The organism is Chitinimonas sp. JJ19, from assembly GCF_036961565.1.
Taxonomy (GTDB): Bacteria; Pseudomonadota; Gammaproteobacteria; order Burkholderiales; family Chitinimonadaceae; genus Chitinimonas.
The window spans coordinates 188,825-206,232 of sequence record NZ_JBAMDD010000006.1 but is presented as its reverse complement, the minus strand read 5'-3'; the positions used below and the strand labels follow the sequence as shown (position 1 = coordinate 206,232).

The window sequence follows — 17,408 nt, the reverse complement described above, 5'->3', positions numbered from 1 at the left end:
GGGTTTATTGCTTTTCTGCCTTGCCTCTTTTGCGGGCAAGGTGAGGCCATGTTAGTGGCTATTTGCTATTGGTTCAATCAAATCGATAGCTACAGTATTCAGCTAGGGTAAGCGCATCTGCGTCTGCCTATGTCTCACCGCGCTGGCAGCGACTACAATGCGCCTTTGCCCTTTGCCGGCCCCTTTCAACGGACTGCCCCGTATGACGCCAAGACTCCTGATCCCCGCTGGCCTGGCCCTGCTGCTGAGCGCCTGCGGCTTCCACCTGCGTGGCCTGGGTGCAAGCACACCGCTGGCTTTTGCCTCGCTCAATGTCACGGCGCCCGCCGGGGGCTTGGGTGATGTGCTGGGACGGCAGCTATCGCTGCGGCCTGATCTGAAACTGCTGACAGCCAAAGAGGCCGAAGCCGTGCTGGCGGTGGAGAGCGAAGCCATAGACAAGCAGATACTGACGGTGAACAAGTCCGGCCGGGTGACCGAATACCAGCTGATCTACCGCGCCCGCTTCAACCTGCGGCAAGGGGCGGCTGAGCGTATTCCCACCACCGAGCTGACCTTGCGCCGCGATTACTCGTTTGACGAGAACAATGTGCTGGGCAAGGAAGCCGAAGAACAGATACTGGTGCGCGACATGCGCTCGGATGCTGCCCAGCAGATCATACGCCGGCTGGCTGCGCTCAAGCCCGCTACGGCGCCCTATACCCCTGTGCCGGCAGCGCAGTAATGCCGATACGCCCAGCCGACCTGGCAAGCCACCTGGCCGGTGGCAAGCTGGCGCCCATCTACGTGATACACGGCGAGGAAGCGCTGCTGGCGCTAGAGGCCGCCCAGGCTGTGCGCGATGCCGCCCGTGCCGCCGGCATTGCCGAGCGCGAAGTGCTGACCGTGGAACCGGGCTTCAAATGGGCCGAGCTGGCGGCGGCAGGCCAGGCCATCTCCTTGTTTGCCGAGCAGAAGCTGATCGACCTGCGGGTGCCTACCGGCAAGCCCGGCACCGAGGGCGGTGAGGCTCTGCAGCAATATGCCGCCAATGCGCCCAGCGAAAACGTGCTGATGCTGCAGCTGCCCAAGCTGGATAAGCCCCAGCTGCAGAGCAAATGGTTTACCGCGCTGGAAGCCAAGGGCACCGTGGTGGCCTGCCCGGCGGTGAGCCGCAATGAGCTGCCGGGCTGGATAGCCGGGCGCCTGGCCAGCCAGCAGCAGCGCCTTAGCAGCGATGCCATGGAGTATCTGGTGGCGCGGGTGGAAGGCAACCTGCTGGCCGCCAAGCAGGAGATAGACAAGCTGGCCTTGCTGCATCCGGCCGGCGAACTGGACCTGGCCGCCCTGCAGGCGGCGGTCGCCAATGTGGCCCGTTACGATGTGTGGGGCTTGGGCGAGGCGCTGATTGCTGGCGAACCCAGCCGCCTGGCGCGCATGCTGGATGGCTTGCGCGGCGAAGGTGAGGCCCCACATCTGGTATTGTGGGCCATGGCCGATGAGATACGCGCCCTGTTGCGGGTGGGCCTGGGCCGCTCGCAGGGGTTGAATCTGCAGCAGCTGTACCGCGAGAACCGGGTGTGGGGCGACAAGCAGAAGCGCTACCCGGCCGCGCTGGACCGTTTGAAGGCCAGCCAGCTCAAGGCGGCCTTGGGGCATGCCGCGCAGATAGACCGCATCGTCAAGGGCGTGGGCACGGGAGACGCCTGGGAGGAACTACTCAAGCTGGGCCTGCGCTTGATGCCTGCGCGCTGAGTTGGGGGCCGGTGGCTCGGCAGCCCGGTGGCCCGGAAATGACGTACCCCAGCGCATGCCGACGCGTGCGTTGCGGTACGACATTTCGGAAGTGAGCAGATGAAAGAGCACATCCTGATCAACGTCACCCCGCAGGAGACGCGGGTGGCCGTGACCGAAGAAGGCGTGGTGCAGGAGATCCATGTCGAACGTACCGCTTCGCGCGGCATCGTCGGCAATGTCTACCTGGGTGTGGTAAAGCGCGTGCTGCCCGGCATGCAGTCGGCCTTTATCGAGATCGGCCTGGAGCGCGCGGCCTTTCTGCATATTGCCGACGTTATCGAGCAGCGCCAGCATCCCAGCGAACCCCAGCGCATCGAGCGGCTGATGTTCGAGGGCCAGAGTGTCATGGTGCAGGTCATCAAGGACCCCATCGGCACCAAGGGCGCCCGCCTTTCCACCCAGATCAGCATTGCCGGCCGCTTCCTGGTGTTTCTGCCGCAGGAGCACCATATCGGCGTCAGCCAGCGTATAGAACACGGCGAAGGCCGCGAGCACCTGCGCGAGCGGCTGCTGCAGATGCTGCCCAAGGGGCACGACCACGGCGGGTATATCATCCGTACTTCGGCCGAGCATGCCACGGAAGACGAACTGCGCGCCGATGTGGCCTACCTGAACTTGATCTGGGCCGACCTCAAGCAGAAATCCAAGACCCTGCCGCCCGAATCCATGCTCTACCAGGATCTCAACCTGCCCATGCGGGTGCTGCGCGATATCGTTACCGACGAGACGCAGAAGGTGGTGGTGGATTCACGTGAAACCTTCCAGAAGATGAGCGAGTTCGCCAACGCCTTCGTCACCAATGTGGCGCCACGGGTGGAGCACTACCAGGGCGAACGGCCGCTGTTTGAGATGCATGGGGTGGAGGCCGAGATAGAGCGGGCCTTGGCGAGGCGGGTCAACCTCAAGTTCGGCGGTTACCTGATCATCGACCAGACCGAGGCGATGACCACCATAGACGTGAATACCGGCGGCTTTGTCGGCACCCGCTCGTTCGACGACACCATCTTCAAGACCAATCTGGAAGCCACCCAGGTCATTGCCCGCCAGCTCAGGCTGCGCAATCTGGGCGGCATCATCATTGTCGATTTCATCGACATGGATAATGCCGAGCACCGCGACCAGGTGCTGCATGAACTGGGCAAGGCCCTGGGCAAGGACCGCACCAAGGTGACGGTATCGGGCTTTACCAGCCTGGGCTTGGTGGAGATCACCCGCAAGCGCACCCGCGAGAGCCTGGCCCATGTGCTGTGCGAGCCCTGCCCGGTTTGCCAGGGGCGCGGTGAGATCAAGACTGCGCAGACAGTGTGCTATGAAATCCTGCGCGAGATACTGCGAGAGGCACGCCAGTTCAACGCCCGCGAGTACCGCATCCTGGGCTCGCAGACGGTGATAGACATGTTCCTGGACGAGGAAAGTGCCAACCTGGCCATGCTGGCCGACTTTATCGGCAAGCCGATCTCGTTGCAGGTGGAAAGCGCCTACTTCCAGGAACAGTTCGACGTAATCCTGGTGTAGCGGCTCGCCTATTTGGGCGAGCCGACGGCGACCTCCGACCAGCTGCTGGGGCAGTGCACCTGGCTCAACAGCTTGGTGTGCTCGCCGCTGTCGTACAGCTTCTTCAGCCCGATATTGAAGGCCAGGACGCGGGCCCGGCTATCCGGCAGCTTGCGTGGCATCATCAGGTGGGTGGTGAACTTGTCCGTCATCAGCTTGGGGTGGGCGCGCAGGCGATTAGCCTCGCCCTCAATGAAGTTGCGGCCCAGCAGGTCACACGCCACATTGCGCTCCATCGGGGCGATATCTACCCGGCCATTCACCAGCTTGCGCAAGGCCGCCAGGTCGTCGGGGGTGGAATCGCTCTTGAGCTCGCCCGACTTGACCATGGCCCATAGCTCGGGCGTGTAGGTGTAGTCCTGGATAATGGCAATCTGGTAGGGCCGCAGGTCTTCCAGCGTGCGCCAGTTCAGGTCTATGGTCTTGCGGTAGATCAGCACCCACTGCTCGGTGACCACGTTGTCGCTCAGATAAAAGGCCTTTTCATGATCGGGCTTGTGCCCCCAGTAGGCCGTGCCATCCCATTTGCCGGTCTTGGACTCGGCCAGCGCCCGCGACCAGGGCAGGAAGTGGAACTCCACCTTATACCCCGCCAGCTCGAAGGCCCGCCGCACAATGCTGAGCGCAATACCCTGGTCCGGCCGGGTCTCGGTGGCATAGGGCGGCAGCTCGCCAGTGGCGATACGCAGGGACTTTCTATCCGCCTGGGCGGGCAGGAGCAAGACGGCCAGGGCCAGGGCAAGCAGGTGGGAGGTCTTCATGGCGGGCATCCGGTTAACCGTTGCCTGATTTATAGCCCTGGTCGGCAGGTTTGGCTAAGTGCTAGTGATGAGCGTGCGGATGCTGCTGGGCGTGAGTACCCGTTCTGATGACTCGTGATTGCCTTGCCGCTCAATGATGCGCAGGGTATGGGTTAGCAGATCGACATTAGCTGGTCTGCAAATCGGGCTAAGCGGACATCAACATGGCATAGCGCAGGTGACTACTTTCGCTATGTATGCAGCCGTTGAACTGTCTAGCAAACAAGGTCAGACGTGGAGATTGGTGACTTCCTTGCTGGTTTGGATGTTCCGAACCCCTATAGCTCTAGATCCATTAGTGGGGTTACATTACGCAGCGTAGCCCTGTACTAAGTTAGCTCCACGCTAGGCGTTTCACGCATGCTCCAGATTCCAACATCAATCGTACCGTTGTTTCTACGCGCAGGCTGGCAACCTCCTGCTCAGCCGCGGGAGACGCCTAGTGCCGAGTCAGCAGAGGCGTATGCCGCGACGGTTATTGCAGAGTTCGGTGGGCTGCAGGTTGGCGCGACCGGTGCTGGTCGTGACTTGGCCGCCAGTGACGTAAGCTTCTACTGTGAGCCCCAGCAAGATGTTGCTAGTCTTGTCGAGCAATGGTCCTCTCAAGTTGGCAATCTCGCGGCGGTGGCGAGTGCGCATCATGATCACATGGTTGTCTTTGTTGATGCGAATGGTCGCTTCTATGCGTTCACTGATCCGGATGATCGATTGTATTTGATAGGTCGATCCCTAGGTGAGGCAATGGAGCGGTTGCTCCTTGGGTTCGGGTATGGCGCCCCGATTCCACGAGGTGCCTAACGTGTGCGTCCTGAAGCCCCAGCCGTCATTGCTTTTGGGCATCTGCCCCAGGAGCAAGGAGCGTTGCCGGAGCAAATTGCAAAGCACCAAGTTGCCCTGCAGTCCGTAGTGGCGCCATTGTCCGACGGCAAGGCAAGGGCTATGGTGGCGTTGTTCGGCGACGATGGCTGCTTTGGCTTGGCATGGTCGCGCCTTCATTTGCTGGAAACATCGCCAGGCTGGCCTCTCACCGACATATTGACCAACACCAAGAACGAATGGGTTGTACGCTTGCGGCAACGTGCAGTGGCAAGAAGGAAGCTTTGACGAACCTTTTTGCACTTGCAGCGCCAACACATAACTCTTAGGTCGCTGGACGCTGCACCAAAAACCAGCGCAGTGAATTGCCCCTGTTTGCTAGGCACTTTGAGGACGGCTTTCTTCGCGAAAGCTATCATCTGAACTGCGAGATGCGATCGTCTGCTACGGTCGATCAGCGGTCGCTGACCATACCGTGATGATCCTATTCAACCCACGGCGTAATCCCGAGCGTCAGCATGGGCGGTCTCGCGCCACCAGAATCGGCAATGCACACCATATGGGCTGGGACAGCACTGGCGCCAAGAAGACCCCAGCCGCTAGTCGTCAGCGCCCCCCGAGTCGATCGCCTCCTCGGGTGTCCGATGCAACTATCAGACACACGGCGCATGTCAGATGAAATTGCCCACCAGTCCCTATAGACTGGGCCATCGTGACTCTAGCCCCCAATCAATGAGCCAAGCCAGTCTGCATCTGTTGTTTGCCACTCCGCTCTGGCTGGCACCCTGGGCGCAGGCCGAAGTCCACAATCCGGTCTTGCTGGCCACCGTGCGGGCACTGCAGCAACAGCAAGCGGGGGCGGTGGTCAGCAATGTGGGGGGCTGGCATTCCACGGGCAACCTGTTCACCCTCGATATCCCGGCCGTGCGTGAGTTGCATGGCTACATTCTGGCGCAGCTGGGTCATCTTCTGGGGGAGCTGGAGCCTGGCAGCAAGGGCAGCCAGCAGCAGGCCACGCTTACCGGCTGGGCCAATGTGCTGCCGCCCGGTGGCTACCACAAGCTCCATCACCATCCCGGCCAGCATTGGTCCGGTTGCTATTACCTGATGGTGCCGCCTACCGAGCCCGATAGCCAGGCTGGCCGGCTGGAGTTGCTGGACCCCCGCAGCGGTGCCGACCAGTTACCCCAACCGGGCCAGTTCTTTTCCCCTTCTGCCACGGTCACGGCGCAAGCCGGCTTGCTGGTGTTGTTCCCGGCCTGGCTCAACCATATGGTGCATCCCCACAACGGGCCCGGCGAGCGGATTGCCATTGCCTTCAATATCCATCTGGAGGAAGCGATGGGGGCTGGCAAGGCCTAGCCCCAGGGCCACCAAGGCTGTAGCCCGGCGCCGGGGGAGCGCGCTACAGCCACTCTGCCACGCTGCTCGCGGCCTTCCAGCTGTAGTAACCGGCTTCGCGGCCCACGCTGGAGCCTGCCCAGCCACCGCCGAAGGCCCCGGCAATGCCGCCGATCAAACAGCCCGGCACGGCGCCGACCACTTCGAACCAGACCCCGATGGCGGCCCCGCCGGCACAGCCGTATTTGGCCCCCAGCCAGCCACCGACCGAGCCGCCGACGATGGCGCCGCCCTGCTCTGCGCCTACCTGCCAGCGCGACTCGGGCGGGGCATCCGCCACGATGTAGGCGGCAACGCCGACCTGTGCCACCAGCAGTACCGGCCCGGCCCAACGCAGGGTAATGGCCATCTTGTTGACAGAGGCCCGGGTGGAGCCGCCGCTCTTGATGATGGCTTCGTAGCGCTGCTCCAGCGCCATGCTCGGTTGCTTCCTGGCCAGTTTCTCCAGCAGGTCTGGCACCTTGGGCAGCTTGTCGCGGGGTTTGAGGAATTCCGAATACGCTCGACCCAAGGGGGTGTTGCGGGTGTCGCGCACCCGTATCAGCCAGGCATTGCGCTGGGAATTCACCCACTCCGCTGCCTCCTGGGTGGTCATGATGCCCTGCTTGACGAAGTTCGCACCCTGCTGGGCAATGGCGCGGGCACCCGGTTCATAGACATAGATGCGGACAAAGGAATCGAAGGACAGCTGTTGCACCATGCCGGCTACGGCATTGCCCATGTCCTGCACCACCTCGGCCGTCACCGTCTGGCTTTGGTAGTGCTTGGGTTGTTGCTGCGGTGGCTTGAGCGGCCCCGCCGCTGCCTGCCGTGGCATGGGCAGGAAGACCGGGCCCACTGCCGGTTCCTGGCCTATCGGCCCTGGTATGCGTACACCCGCCATGTATTTCCTCCCATATGGCCCATATTATTTTGTGGCCTTTATCGTTTGTATTTCACGCCATATAGCCTGGCTGCACAGCCCCCACCAGAGCAGTTCCAACGGCAGGCCGGCCATCAGCAGCCAGCGCCCCAGCTGGGGTAGATTTGGCCAGCTGACCCAGGCGCCCACCAGGCTACCCAGCCAGGCCAAGCCCGCAGTCCAGAGCCCTATACGGCCCAGCTTGAGCAAGCGCCAACGGTCTGCGTCGTCATCCAGTTCGTCGTGCAGGGGCAGCACGGCCATCCCGGCCACCATCAGGAGGCCAAGCACGGTCACGGCATGCAGCGACATCAGCAGATAGGGGGACATGGCGCGTAGCGATCCTGGAGCAGCCTAAGCGCCAGCATGCTAGGCGAGCGGGCGTCCTCAGTCCATGGGATTTGTAACCAGGCTCGCAATAGGAACGCCAACCAGGTCCACAACAGGCCAGTGCCTGATCACTTGGCAGACCTTTCGTCGGCACTGTGCGGTTTTGCCAGACCGCCTGTCCAGCGTCATTCATCTGGATGATGTGGCAATGGTGCGGCTACCGCTATGACCTAGAAATCACCGATAAAAACCTGCCGCAGTCATCGGTTGGGCGTGCTGCAGGCATAGCCTGGCGCGATAAGACTGGTCGCAGCATACAGGACGGTGAAAACCGGTTACCCATGGCGCTTGGTATCTGCCGTTGTGCCTTGGATACACCACGTTCAACGCGGAGGAGGAAACCACCATGAGTGTACGCGTACGCAAAAGTGTCCTGAAACTGGCCGACAATGACGCCACCCTAAGCTGGTATGCCAAGGCCGTTGCGGCCATGCGCAACCGGCCTGCTACCGATTCGGGCAGTTGGTCCTACCAGGCGGCCATGCATGGCTTCTCGGCTGGCTTGCCAGCCTGGCAGGGTGTCGGCCCGATTCCGTCGGCCAACGAGCGGACTGAGTACTGGAACCAATGCCAGCATGGCTCCTGGTTCTTCCTGCCGTGGCATCGCATGTATCTGGCCTATTTCGAGCAGATCGTGGCGCGCACCATCGTGGGCCTGGGTGGGCCCGCCGACTGGTCGTTGCCATACTGGGACTACAGCGACACTACCCTACCCAACGCACGAACATTGCCTGCGGCCTTTACGATCGGCACCCCTGCCAGCAACCCGCTCAATGTGGCAGGTCGCCAACTGGGCCGGCCGGGTAATACCGAGATACCAAGGCGTGACGTCAGCCTGGTGGCATTGAGCCTTACGGACTATATCGCCGACGAGCACGGTGGCAGTCCGGGTTTCGGTGGGCCACGTACCGGCTTCAGCCATGGTGGTGGCCAGCATGGCGGGCTAGAACAACTACCCCACGACATGGTGCATGTGGTCATCGGCGGCATCATGGGTGACCCGCGCACGGCGGCGCTGGACCCAATATTCTGGCTGCATCACGCCAATATCGACAGGCTGTGGCAGGTCTGGCTCAATCTGGGAGGGCGCCGTAACCCGGTTGATACGCCATGGCTGAATATGGATTTCGATTTCCACTCCTTTGACGGTGCTCCGGCCGTGCTCAGGGTGCAGCAGGTACTGGATACCAGGCAGGTTTTGTCGGGCTATGTCTATGAAGATGTGCCCATGACCGGAGGGGTGCAGCAGGAGGCGCTGGAAGCCGCCGCAGGCATTACCCTGACCGCAGGAGGCAGCATGAAATCCGTCGCTCCCCCCGTCATGCTCGGCATGGTGGACAAACCGCTGGCCCTGGGCGCCGCCGCGCTGACTACCAGCCTGGCCATCCATAACCCGCCAGCGCCGTTGGCAGCAGCCTTATCGGCCAGTGGCGTGGGGCTGGAATCCGTCGGGCCGGTCATCGACACCTATCTGAACTTCGAGAACGTCAAAGGCGATGGTGTTGCCCCTATCTACGATGTGTATTTGAACCTACCGGCCGGTGCGGACCCTGGTATCCACGAGGAACGCTGTGTCGGCTCGCTACCCATGTTTGGCGTGGCGGATGCCTCGATCGCCAGCGAGCACCAGAGTGGCAGTGGCCTGCACTACGTGCTGTGCATCACTGATGTGCTGAGCGTGCTGCGAGCGCAGCCAGGCTGGCAGGACAGCCAGCTGGACGTCACCCTGGTGCCCCGCACAGCCATGGCGGCAGATGCCACGGTCACCGTTGGCCGCATCAGCCTTTATGCCAAGGCGGGGCGGCGGGAGCGTTGAGCTGTGGCCTATGTCCTGGCCCTGCTGGCGGATCGCCGGGGCTGGTGCTGGTATCACCCTCAATGGTGGGTATGGGGTGCGGCCTTGTCTGCCTGGCTGGTGTTGCTGGCCGCCGACCTGAACGGGCAAGGGCGGTTGCCAGCTGGCTTGGCATTGAACCTGCTGGCCCTGTGTCGCGTGCCACAGTCATGGGCATTGGATGCAAGCGGGCTCTGGCTGCCCCTGGATGCCTGGTTGGGCGGCTGGGCGCTGATGCTGCTCGCCATGATGTATCCACTGTTGAACGACAATCTGCGGGCGCTGGCCTTTGCCAGCCCCTGGTCTCGCCGCCATCGTGCCATGGTGGGTTTCCTGGCAGGCTATACGATGGTGTGGTTGCTGTATGGGCTGCTTGCTGGCGCCCTGCTGCTGCTGTGCTTCCGTATGCTGAGTGGTGCACTGCTGGCGGCACTGTTTGCGCCCGCCAGCATTGCGCTGCTGGGATTTGGTACGGCCGTCGCCTGGGTGTACACCCCCATGCGGCGGCGTGCGCTGGTAGCCTGCCATGCGGTGCACGCGCCCCTGGGCAGCGGCTGGCAGGCCGACAGCGCCTGCGCATGTCATGGCCTACGCATAGGGTGGGCCTGCCTGCGTAACTGCTGGGCCATCATGACAGCCCTGATGTTGACTGGGCATGGCCTACCGGCGATGCTGCTGGCTGCAACCGTGTTGCTATGGGAACGCAAGCACCTGCGGCATGCACGCCACGGTGTGGCCGCCTGCTGGTTGGGGCTGCTGCTGTGGAGCAGCGCATAGGCCGCCGGCCTGGTGCCGGGCTGGACAAGTGCAGGCTGGCACCCCTGGGCCTGGAGCCGTATTGGGTAGGCTGGATGGAGTCCCCTAAGCGCCGAGCCTGTTAAGGAAGCAAATCATGGATGGGTGGTGATGGGCTCAGCAGGCGCAAGCCCCGCGATCCATCCCGCGCTCAAACCCTGAACCGCCGCCTTGCGGTGGCGTAGGCATCCTTGAGCTTGAGGTATTTCACGCTGGCGGGTTCCAGCGCTTTTACGCGGTCCAGGTAGGTCTGGGCCAGTTCCATGTACTCCTGGTGCCAGCCCAGCCGCGATACATAGGCCAGCATGGCGTTCACGGCGTTGAGCATCACCTGTACGTTGGCGGGCATTTCGTCCACGGCGTGGATGAACTTCTGCACGGCGCCTTCCAGATCGCCAGCCTGGGCCATGCGCACGGCCTCGTTGTTGACGGCCACGATGGCACGGGCGGTGTTTTCTATCATCTCCTGGCCCAGATCGGCGCGGCCCACGGCCTCGTACATGGCCGATACCCGTTCCAGTACGGCGGCGTCCTCGTGGTGGTTGCGCACCAGCTTCTGCACAATCTCGCCAGCGGCGGCGTCTTCGCCCAACTGGTAGCAGGCTTCGGCCAGTTCCAGCGCAAAGTGGTTGGGCAGCTCGCTGGCCACGGCCTGGTACTGCTGCCTGGCTTTGTTCAATATCTGCTGGGCGCGGCTGTCGTTGCCCTGCTTGATGGCTACCTGGGTCTCCATCACCGTGGCCAGCAGCTCGGCCTTCTGGTCGTAGCGGAATTCGCGCCGCACATCGGCCGCCACTTTGGCGGCCTCCATCACATTGCCATTGCCCAGGTGGGCCTTGGCCAGGCTGGCGTAATCGCCGGCATCGCGCCAGAACGAATACTTGGCGATATTGATGGTCTGCTGGAAGGACTTGGTGGCGGTGTCGAAATCGCCGTTGCGCATGGCCACCTCGCCCAGCTTCTTCTGCCGCGATACATTGGCTGCCGATAGCTCCAATGCCTTTTCCAGCACGCCCTGGGCTTCCTGGTGTTCGTGTTCGGCCTGGTGAATCTTGGCCAGCCAGTCGTAGGCTTCCATGATGCGGTTGTTCTCGGCCAGTAGGGCCTCGAAAATCTCGCGGGCGGGGGCGAATTCCTTCAGGTGGAACAGCGCCTTGGCCAGCCCCATCTTGGCCCAGGGTATCTCGCGGGCGTTCAGCACCAACTGGTAGGTATCGCGCGCCAGCGGGTAGTCGCCTATGGTCAGGGCGATGCGCCCCTTCATCTTCAGGAAATCCACCAGGAAGGGGTCCTTGCGGCCGATGCGCTCATTGCATTCGGCCAGGGCCTTGAAATAGTCCTGGTTCATCATGGCGGCATCGAGCGCCTCGAACTCCACCTTCTTGTTGTAGATGCGGTCCAGCCGCTGCTTGAGTTCCTCGCCGGTAAACGGCTTGAGCAGGTAGTCGTCCGGCGCCAGCTCGGCTGCCGAGATCACCATGCGCGAGCGGCGCTCGCCGGTGACGATCATGAACACCGCCGAGGGCTTGATCAGGTTCCGGAGTTTCAACTCTTCCAGCAGGTGCAGGCCGTCGTAGCCGTGGCCCAGGTCGAAATCGCAGAGGATGACGTCGTAGTCGCCCCGCTTGATCATGCCGATGGCCTCGGTGGCGCGATGGGCGTATTCGACCTTGGTCACCCCGAAGGTGGACAGGGTGTTGTTCATGGCGGCGCGCATTTCCTGCACGGCATCGATCACCATGAAGCGCTTGGCACCATAGTCGATCTCGATCTGGCCCCGCCGCATGGTGCGGGCTGCCACTTCTTCCGGGCTGTCGTCGCCCCCGGCGCGCGCGGCGCGCGCCGCAAACAGGGCGGAATTACCAGCTAGCTCGGCCATGACCATCACCCTCCTGGTGCAGCTTGCCTACTGGAACCGCAGCAAGGCGGCCCAGATTATATTGTTAGCTCACCAAGGTGAGCTTTGCATAATCCAGCGCCAGCCACTTGACGCCGGCAGCACCGAAATTCACCTGCACATTGGCACCCTTGCCTGTTCCATCGTAGTCGATCACCACGCCGGTGCCGAACTTGGGATGCGCCACGCTGGCCCCCACCCGCATGCCGTGCTCGGGCGCGGCTTTCTCCGGCTTGCGGGCCGGCATGGCGGCCGGGGCATAGCCCCGGTTCAACCATTTCAGCAGGTCTTCCGGTATCTCGCTCAAAAAGCGCGAGGCAATGGAAAAGCGCGTCTGGCCATGCAGCATGCGGCTTTGCGCCAAGCTGATATACAGCCGGCGGCGGGCGCGGGTAATCGCCACATAGGCCAGCCGGCGCTCCTCTTCTATCGATTGCGGATCGTTGATGCTGTTGTCGTGGGGGAACAGGCCTTCTTCGACACCGGTCAGGAACACCGCGTGGAATTCCAGCCCCTTGGCGGCGTGTACCGTCATCAGCTGCAGCGCATCCTGGCCGGGTGCGGCCTCGTGCTCGCCCGCCTCCAGGCTGGCCTGGGCCAGGAAGTCGACCACGCTGTCTTCGTTGTCCTGCACGAAGCGGGCGGCGGCAGAGACCAGCTGTTCCAGGTTTTCCAACCTGTCCTGACCTTCCTTGTCGTTGCGGTAGAACTCCAGCAAGCCCGATTGCTCGATGGCCAGCTGCACCAGCTCGGGCAGGCTCAGGCCATCGGCCTGGGCGCGCATGCCCTCGATCAGCTGCACAAACCGGCCCACGGCGGCGGCGCTACGGCCGGCCCCTCCCGAGCAGGCGGCCTGCCAGATGCTGGTGCCGGTGCCGCGCGCGGTTTCGCCCAGCAATTCCAACGTGCGGTTGCCTATGCCCCGTGCCGGGAAGTTGATCACTCTCAAGAGGGCGTTGTCATCCTCCACATTGGCGATAAGCCGTAAATAAGCCAGTGCGTGCTTGATTTCCTGCCGCTCGAAAAAGCGCAGGCCGCCATACACCCGGTAAGGCAGGCCAGCCTGGAACAAGGCATGCTCCAGCACCCGTGATTGCGCGTTGGAGCGGTACAGCACGGCCATATCGCTGAGCGCCTGGCCCTCGCGGTTGAGCTGGCGTACCTCGTCAACCACGAACTGGGCTTCCTCGAAATCGCTGGCGGCCTCGAACACCCGAATGGGGTCGCCGGCGCATTCCTCGGTCCACAGGTTCTTGCCCAGGCGGCCCCGGTTATGGGTAATCAGGGCGTTGGCCGCATCCAGGATATTGCCGTGGGAGCGGTAGTTCTGTTCCAGCCGTATCACGGTCTTGACCGCGAAATCCGACTCGAAATCGCGCATATTGCCCACATTGGCGCCACGGAAGGCATAGATGCTCTGGTCGTCGTCGCCCACCGCAAACACCGCCGCCTCGGGGATGGTCTCACCCGTGGCGGTATCGACCTTGCCCAGCGCCCGGTTGAGCGGATCGGCCTTGCCGGCCAGCAGCTTGAGCCAGCGGTATTGCAGGCGGTTGGTGTCCTGGAACTCATCGACCAGGATATAGCGGAAGCGGGCGTTGTAATGCTGGCGCAAGGGCGCGTTGTCGCGCAGCAGCTCGTAGCTGCGCAGCAGCAGCTCGGCAAAATCCACCACGCCTTCGCGGCGGCACTGGCGCTCGTATTCCTCGTACAGCTGCTTGAGCTGGCGGGTGTAGTCGTCCCACGATTCCACCTCATGGGCACGGCGGCCTTCTTCCTTGTTGGCATTGATAAAGTGCATCAGATCGCGCGGCGGATACTTCTCGTCGTCGATATTGAGCGCCTTCAACAGCCGCTTGATGGCCGCCAGCTGATCGGCACTGTCGAGTATCTGGAAAGCCTGCGGCAAGCCGGCATCGCGCCAGTGCAGCCGCAGCAGCCGGTTGCACAGGCCATGGAAGGTGCCCACCCACAACGAGCGCGCATTGATGGGCAGCTGGGCCGAGATACGGGTCAGCATCTCCTTGGCGGCCTTGTTGGTAAAGGTCACGGCCAGTATGCCCTGGGGGCTGACCTGGCCGGTGCTGAGCAGCCAGGCAATGCGGGTGGTCAGTACGCGGGTTTTGCCCGATCCGGCACCGGCCAGTATCAGGGCGGGCACGGCCGGCAGGGTGACGGCGGCGAGTTGTTCGGGATTAAGGCCGTTGAGCAGCGAGGACGACATAGGAGGGCCGGAGATAGGGTTGGCGCCCATTCTAGCAAGCCTGCCCGCCGCCCCGTAGAAACCCGTGCGATCAGTGTCTTGTGATGCGCGATGGCCCGGCGTAAATTGAGATGGTCAACAGGCCAGGGAACCCCGCCCATGTCGTCGCTACTCCACCCAGCACCAGGCACGGCCTGGCGCCTGTTCAAGCAGCTTGGCTTTATGGTGGCCTTGATTACGCCGCTGCAGGCCATGGCGGGTTTTCTGGAAGGCGGCTGGCGCGCCTGGCACCTGCTGGCGGTCTCGTTTGTGCTGGCGCCATGCGTGGACTGGCTACTGGGTGACGACCCCTCGCCCCCGGTACAGGCGGGCGAGCCCCAGCGGCACTACTGGTTCGACCTGGTCATCTACCTTTACGTACCGGCCTACTGGGCCGCCCTGCTGCTGGGGCTGTGGTGCGCCGCCGGGCCGGACTGGAGCAGCGCCACCCGCCTGGGTGCCACCCTCAGCATGGGCGTGGTGGGCGGCATCGCCATTGTGGTGGCGCACGAGCTGGGCCACCGCCGCACCCGGCTGGAGCGCCTGCTGGCGCAATTGCTGCTGCAGCCGGTGTGCTACGGCCACTTCACGCTCGAACACAATCGCGGCCACCATGCCTGGGTGGCCACACCGGGCGACCCGGCCACCGCCCGCTATGGCGAATCGTTCTACCGCTTCTATCTGCGCTGCGTGCCCGCCACCTGGCAGGCCGCCTGGCGGCTGGAGTTCGAACGCATGGCACGGCTGGGCCACAGCCGCTGGCACTGGCGAAATGCCATGTGGCGGCACTGCGGCATACCGCTGGCCCTGGGCTTGGCCATCACCCTGGCGCTGGGGCCGTGGGCCCTGCTGTTCTGGCTGGTGCAGGCCGTCATGGCCTTCAGCCTGCTGGAAGTGGTGAACTACCTGGAACACTACGGCCTGCAACGGCGCGCCCTGCCTGATGGCCGCTACGAGCCCGTTGCTCCCCGGCATTCCTGGAACAGTAACCACCTGTTCTCCAATCTGTTTGTCTACCAGTTGCAGCGCCATGCCGACCACCACGCCCACCCCAGCCGCCCCTACCAGGCCCTGCGCCCCTTCCCCGATGCGCCGCAACTGCCATCGGGCTATGCCGGCATGATACCGCTGGCCCTGATACCGCCCCTGTGGTTCAAGGTCATGAACCCGCGTGCAAAAAAATGGGGCGATTTACCCCAAATGAATGATTCATAGCCCCAGCCAGCTCAGCTAAACCGGGTACTCGACCTGCCGATTCCGCCGAGGCCCCACCATGTACCAGCTGCGCCTGCGTTCCTTGTTTATCTGGCTCACCGCCGCATCGCTGCTGCTGGTACTGCTGATCTTGTTCACCCTTGGCCGCCTGTCGGCCGCCATCGACGAACTCAGCCAGGCCCAGGCCAACCGCTATCAGTCCTATTTATTGGCCGATACCCTGCGGCAAAGCTCCGACGACCTGACCCGGCTGGCACGCACCTATGTGGTGACCGGCGACCCCGCCTACGAGCGGCAATACTGGGATGTGATCGCCATCCGCAACGGCGACAAGCCGCTGCCCGAGGCCTATCACCGCATCTATTGGGATTTTGTCGCCGCAGGCGAGGCCAAGCCCCGGCCCGATGGCCGGCCCGTGGCCCTGCTGGACATGATGAAGGCCGCCGGCTTCAGCGAAGCCGAGTTCGCCAAGCTGAACGAGGCCAAGGCCAATTCAGACGGCCTGGTCAAGACCGAGACCATCGCCATGAACGCCGTCAAAGGCCGCTTCGACGATGGCCAGGGTGGCTTTAGCAAAACGGGTGAGCCCGACCTGGAACTGGCCCGCCGGCTGATGCACGACAGTACCTACCATGCCGAAAAAGCCCGCATCATGAAACCGGTCGATGCCTTCTACCTGCTGATGGAGCAACGCACCGAAGGCGCCGTGCAGGCCGCGCAGGCCAAGAAAACCTTCGACCTGTGGCTGGTCTGGCTGGCCATTGCCGTCAACCTGGCTGGCCTGGCGCTGGGCCTGGCCTCCCCCATCGCCCAGGCCCACGAACACAGCCTGCTGGGGCGGTTACGCCTGATGCAGCAAAACCTGCGCGAGCTGATAGGCGGCATCCAGAACCAGGCCGGCCGGCTGGGCGGCGACGCCGGGCAACTGGCCCAGGTGGCCGGCACCACCCTGGGGCAAAGCCAGATGCAGCAGGAACTGGCCGCAGAGATGGCCGCCGCCGTCGAGAACTTTGCCGTCGGCATCCACGAGATCGCCGCCAACGCCCGCGAAGCCCGGCAAGAGAGCCAGCGCGCCGGCAGCCTGTCTGCCCAGAACCACGAGGCCATCTCCGCCGCCACCGCCCAGGTCGACGCCCTGGCAAGCCGGTTGATCGAAGCCAACGAACGCATGGAATCACTGGACGACGCCTCGCAACAGGTAGGCGCCGTGGTGGGCGTGATCAAGGACGTGGCCGAACAGACCAACCTGCTGGCCCTCAACGCCGCCATCGAAGCCGCCCGCGCCGGCGAAGCAGGCCGGGGCTTTGCCGTGGTGGCCGACGAAGTACGCAAACTGGCCGAGCGCACCGCGCTATCCACCCGCGAAATCACCCACACCCTGGCGCAGATGCGGGTCGGGGTAGAGCAGGCCGAACAAAGCGTACAAGCCGCCCTGGGCCAGATAGGCGGGGTGGTGCAGACCATGTCGGCCGCCGCCGACTCAGTCAACCAGGTCGAACAGGCTGCCAACGGCACCCTGGCACGGGTAGACGACCTTTCGGACCGCCTGGGCGAACAACAGGCCACCAGCGTGGAACTGGCCCGCCATGTTGAATCGTTGGCCGCCATGGCCGAGGAGACCAAGCTGGGCGTGGAATCGCTGGATGCGACTTCACGGGGGCTGCATGCCTTGTCGCAGTCGTTGGGGGGGGCGGTGGCGAGGTTTGCGGTGTAGAGGGGATTGAGATGTCGGGGCGGATAGCTTGGTTGAGGTGGTGACTAATGAGGCTAAGGTAGGTGGGTATGCA

15 protein-coding genes are annotated in these 17,408 nt (G+C 63.3%); 10 read left to right on the top strand and 5 right to left on the bottom strand.

What is annotated here, in order from left to right:
* Window positions 1–202: 202 nt before the first annotated feature.
* The 3 genes from V7714_RS09815 (at window position 203) to rng (ending at window position 3,291) form a co-directional block, all read left to right on the top strand.
* The gene (locus V7714_RS09815) at window positions 203–724 is read left to right on the top strand and encodes an LPS-assembly lipoprotein LptE (RefSeq protein WP_335709553.1); all 522 of its coding nucleotides are present in this window, start codon (window positions 203–205) and stop codon (window positions 722–724) included.
* The gene (gene holA / locus V7714_RS09810; protein WP_335709552.1) at window positions 724–1,734 is read left to right on the top strand and encodes a DNA polymerase III subunit delta; all 1,011 of its coding nucleotides are present in this window, start codon (window positions 724–726) and stop codon (window positions 1,732–1,734) included. The genes V7714_RS09815 and holA overlap by 1 nt, the downstream gene beginning before the upstream one ends.
* Window positions 1,735–1,833: 99 nt before the next feature.
* Window positions 1,834–3,291, top strand: coding sequence for a ribonuclease G (gene rng, locus V7714_RS09805; protein WP_290333915.1), 1,458 nt, complete (start codon window positions 1,834–1,836; stop codon window positions 3,289–3,291).
* Between the two features lie 8 nt (window positions 3,292–3,299).
* Here the strand turns inward: rng and V7714_RS09800 are convergent, their stop codons facing one another.
* Window positions 3,300–4,091, bottom strand: coding sequence for a substrate-binding periplasmic protein (locus V7714_RS09800; protein ID WP_335709551.1), 792 nt, complete (start codon window positions 4,089–4,091; stop codon window positions 3,300–3,302).
* A gap of 399 nt (window positions 4,092–4,490) precedes the next feature.
* On the opposite strand from V7714_RS09800, the gene V7714_RS20620 reads away from it, so the two are divergent.
* From V7714_RS20620 to V7714_RS09785, 3 genes are all read left to right on the top strand, one after another.
* Window positions 4,491–4,928 carry an SUKH-3 domain-containing protein gene (locus tag V7714_RS20620; RefSeq protein WP_442890865.1) on the top strand — a complete coding sequence of 146 codons (438 nt, stop codon included), beginning with the start codon at window positions 4,491–4,493 and terminating at the stop codon, window positions 4,926–4,928.
* 3 nt (window positions 4,929–4,931) lie between these two features.
* The gene (locus V7714_RS09790) at window positions 4,932–5,234 is read left to right on the top strand and encodes a hypothetical protein (protein ID WP_335709549.1); all 303 of its coding nucleotides are present in this window, start codon (window positions 4,932–4,934) and stop codon (window positions 5,232–5,234) included.
* A 444-nt stretch (window positions 5,235–5,678) separates the two neighbouring features.
* Window positions 5,679–6,308 (top strand): TIGR02466 family protein, encoded by a 630-nt coding sequence (locus V7714_RS09785; protein ID WP_335709548.1) that lies wholly within the window; start codon window positions 5,679–5,681, stop codon window positions 6,306–6,308.
* A 43-nt stretch (window positions 6,309–6,351) separates the two neighbouring features.
* Here the strand turns inward: V7714_RS09785 and V7714_RS09780 are convergent, their stop codons facing one another.
* Window positions 6,352–7,230, bottom strand: coding sequence for a hypothetical protein (locus tag V7714_RS09780; RefSeq protein WP_335709547.1), 879 nt, complete (start codon window positions 7,228–7,230; stop codon window positions 6,352–6,354).
* A gap of 24 nt (window positions 7,231–7,254) precedes the next feature.
* Window positions 7,255–7,578 carry a hypothetical protein gene (locus V7714_RS09775; protein WP_335709546.1) on the bottom strand — a complete coding sequence of 108 codons (324 nt, stop codon included), beginning with the start codon at window positions 7,576–7,578 and terminating at the stop codon, window positions 7,255–7,257.
* 406 nt (window positions 7,579–7,984) lie between these two features.
* On the opposite strand from V7714_RS09775, the gene V7714_RS09770 reads away from it, so the two are divergent.
* Both V7714_RS09770 and V7714_RS09765 read left to right on the top strand, forming a co-directional pair.
* Window positions 7,985–9,454 (top strand): DUF7868 domain-containing protein, encoded by a 1,470-nt coding sequence (locus tag V7714_RS09770; RefSeq protein ID WP_335709545.1) that lies wholly within the window; start codon window positions 7,985–7,987, stop codon window positions 9,452–9,454.
* Between the two features lie 3 nt (window positions 9,455–9,457).
* Window positions 9,458–10,249, top strand: a complete 792-nt coding sequence (locus V7714_RS09765; RefSeq protein ID WP_335709544.1) for a copper chaperone — start codon at window positions 9,458–9,460, stop codon at window positions 10,247–10,249.
* Between the two features lie 169 nt (window positions 10,250–10,418).
* On the opposite strand, the gene V7714_RS09760 is transcribed toward V7714_RS09765, so the two are convergent.
* The gene (locus tag V7714_RS09760; protein WP_335709543.1) at window positions 10,419–12,146 is read right to left on the bottom strand and encodes a response regulator; all 1,728 of its coding nucleotides are present in this window, start codon (window positions 12,144–12,146) and stop codon (window positions 10,419–10,421) included.
* 64 nt (window positions 12,147–12,210) lie between these two features.
* Window positions 12,211–14,388 carry a UvrD-helicase domain-containing protein gene (locus tag V7714_RS09755; RefSeq protein WP_335709542.1) on the bottom strand — a complete coding sequence of 726 codons (2,178 nt, stop codon included), beginning with the start codon at window positions 14,386–14,388 and terminating at the stop codon, window positions 12,211–12,213.
* A gap of 138 nt (window positions 14,389–14,526) precedes the next feature.
* On the opposite strand from V7714_RS09755, the gene V7714_RS09750 reads away from it, so the two are divergent.
* Window positions 14,527–15,621: an alkane 1-monooxygenase gene (locus V7714_RS09750; RefSeq protein ID WP_335709541.1), complete on the top strand. Its 1,095-nt coding sequence runs from the start codon at window positions 14,527–14,529 to the stop codon at window positions 15,619–15,621.
* Window positions 15,622–15,679: 58 nt separating this feature from the next.
* Window positions 15,680–17,335: a methyl-accepting chemotaxis protein gene (locus V7714_RS09745; protein WP_335709540.1), complete on the top strand. Its 1,656-nt coding sequence runs from the start codon at window positions 15,680–15,682 to the stop codon at window positions 17,333–17,335.
* The last annotated feature ends 73 nt before the right edge of the window (window positions 17,336–17,408 follow it).

Coding starts and splice junctions, on each gene's coding strand:
- V7714_RS09750 (WP_335709541.1), top strand. CDS start 14,527: ATGTCGTCGCTACTCCACCCAGCACCAGGCACGGCCTGGCGCCTGTTC.
- V7714_RS09800 (WP_335709551.1), bottom strand. CDS start 4,091: ATGAAGACCTCCCACCTGCTTGCCCTGGCCCTGGCCGTCTTGCTCCTG.
- V7714_RS09780 (WP_335709547.1), bottom strand. CDS start 7,230: ATGGCGGGTGTACGCATACCAGGGCCGATAGGCCAGGAACCGGCAGTG.
- V7714_RS09755 (WP_335709542.1), bottom strand. CDS start 14,388: ATGTCGTCCTCGCTGCTCAACGGCCTTAATCCCGAACAACTCGCCGCC.
- V7714_RS09760 (WP_335709543.1), bottom strand. CDS start 12,146: ATGGCCGAGCTAGCTGGTAATTCCGCCCTGTTTGCGGCGCGCGCCGCG.
- V7714_RS09745 (WP_335709540.1), top strand. CDS start 15,680: ATGTACCAGCTGCGCCTGCGTTCCTTGTTTATCTGGCTCACCGCCGCA.
- holA (WP_335709552.1), top strand. CDS start 724: ATGCCGATACGCCCAGCCGACCTGGCAAGCCACCTGGCCGGTGGCAAG.
- V7714_RS09775 (WP_335709546.1), bottom strand. CDS start 7,578: ATGTCCCCCTATCTGCTGATGTCGCTGCATGCCGTGACCGTGCTTGGC.
- V7714_RS20620 (WP_442890865.1), top strand. CDS start 4,491: ATGCTCCAGATTCCAACATCAATCGTACCGTTGTTTCTACGCGCAGGC.
- V7714_RS09815 (WP_335709553.1), top strand. CDS start 203: ATGACGCCAAGACTCCTGATCCCCGCTGGCCTGGCCCTGCTGCTGAGC.
- rng (WP_290333915.1), top strand. CDS start 1,834: ATGAAAGAGCACATCCTGATCAACGTCACCCCGCAGGAGACGCGGGTG.
- V7714_RS09770 (WP_335709545.1), top strand. CDS start 7,985: ATGAGTGTACGCGTACGCAAAAGTGTCCTGAAACTGGCCGACAATGAC.
- V7714_RS09785 (WP_335709548.1), top strand. CDS start 5,679: ATGAGCCAAGCCAGTCTGCATCTGTTGTTTGCCACTCCGCTCTGGCTG.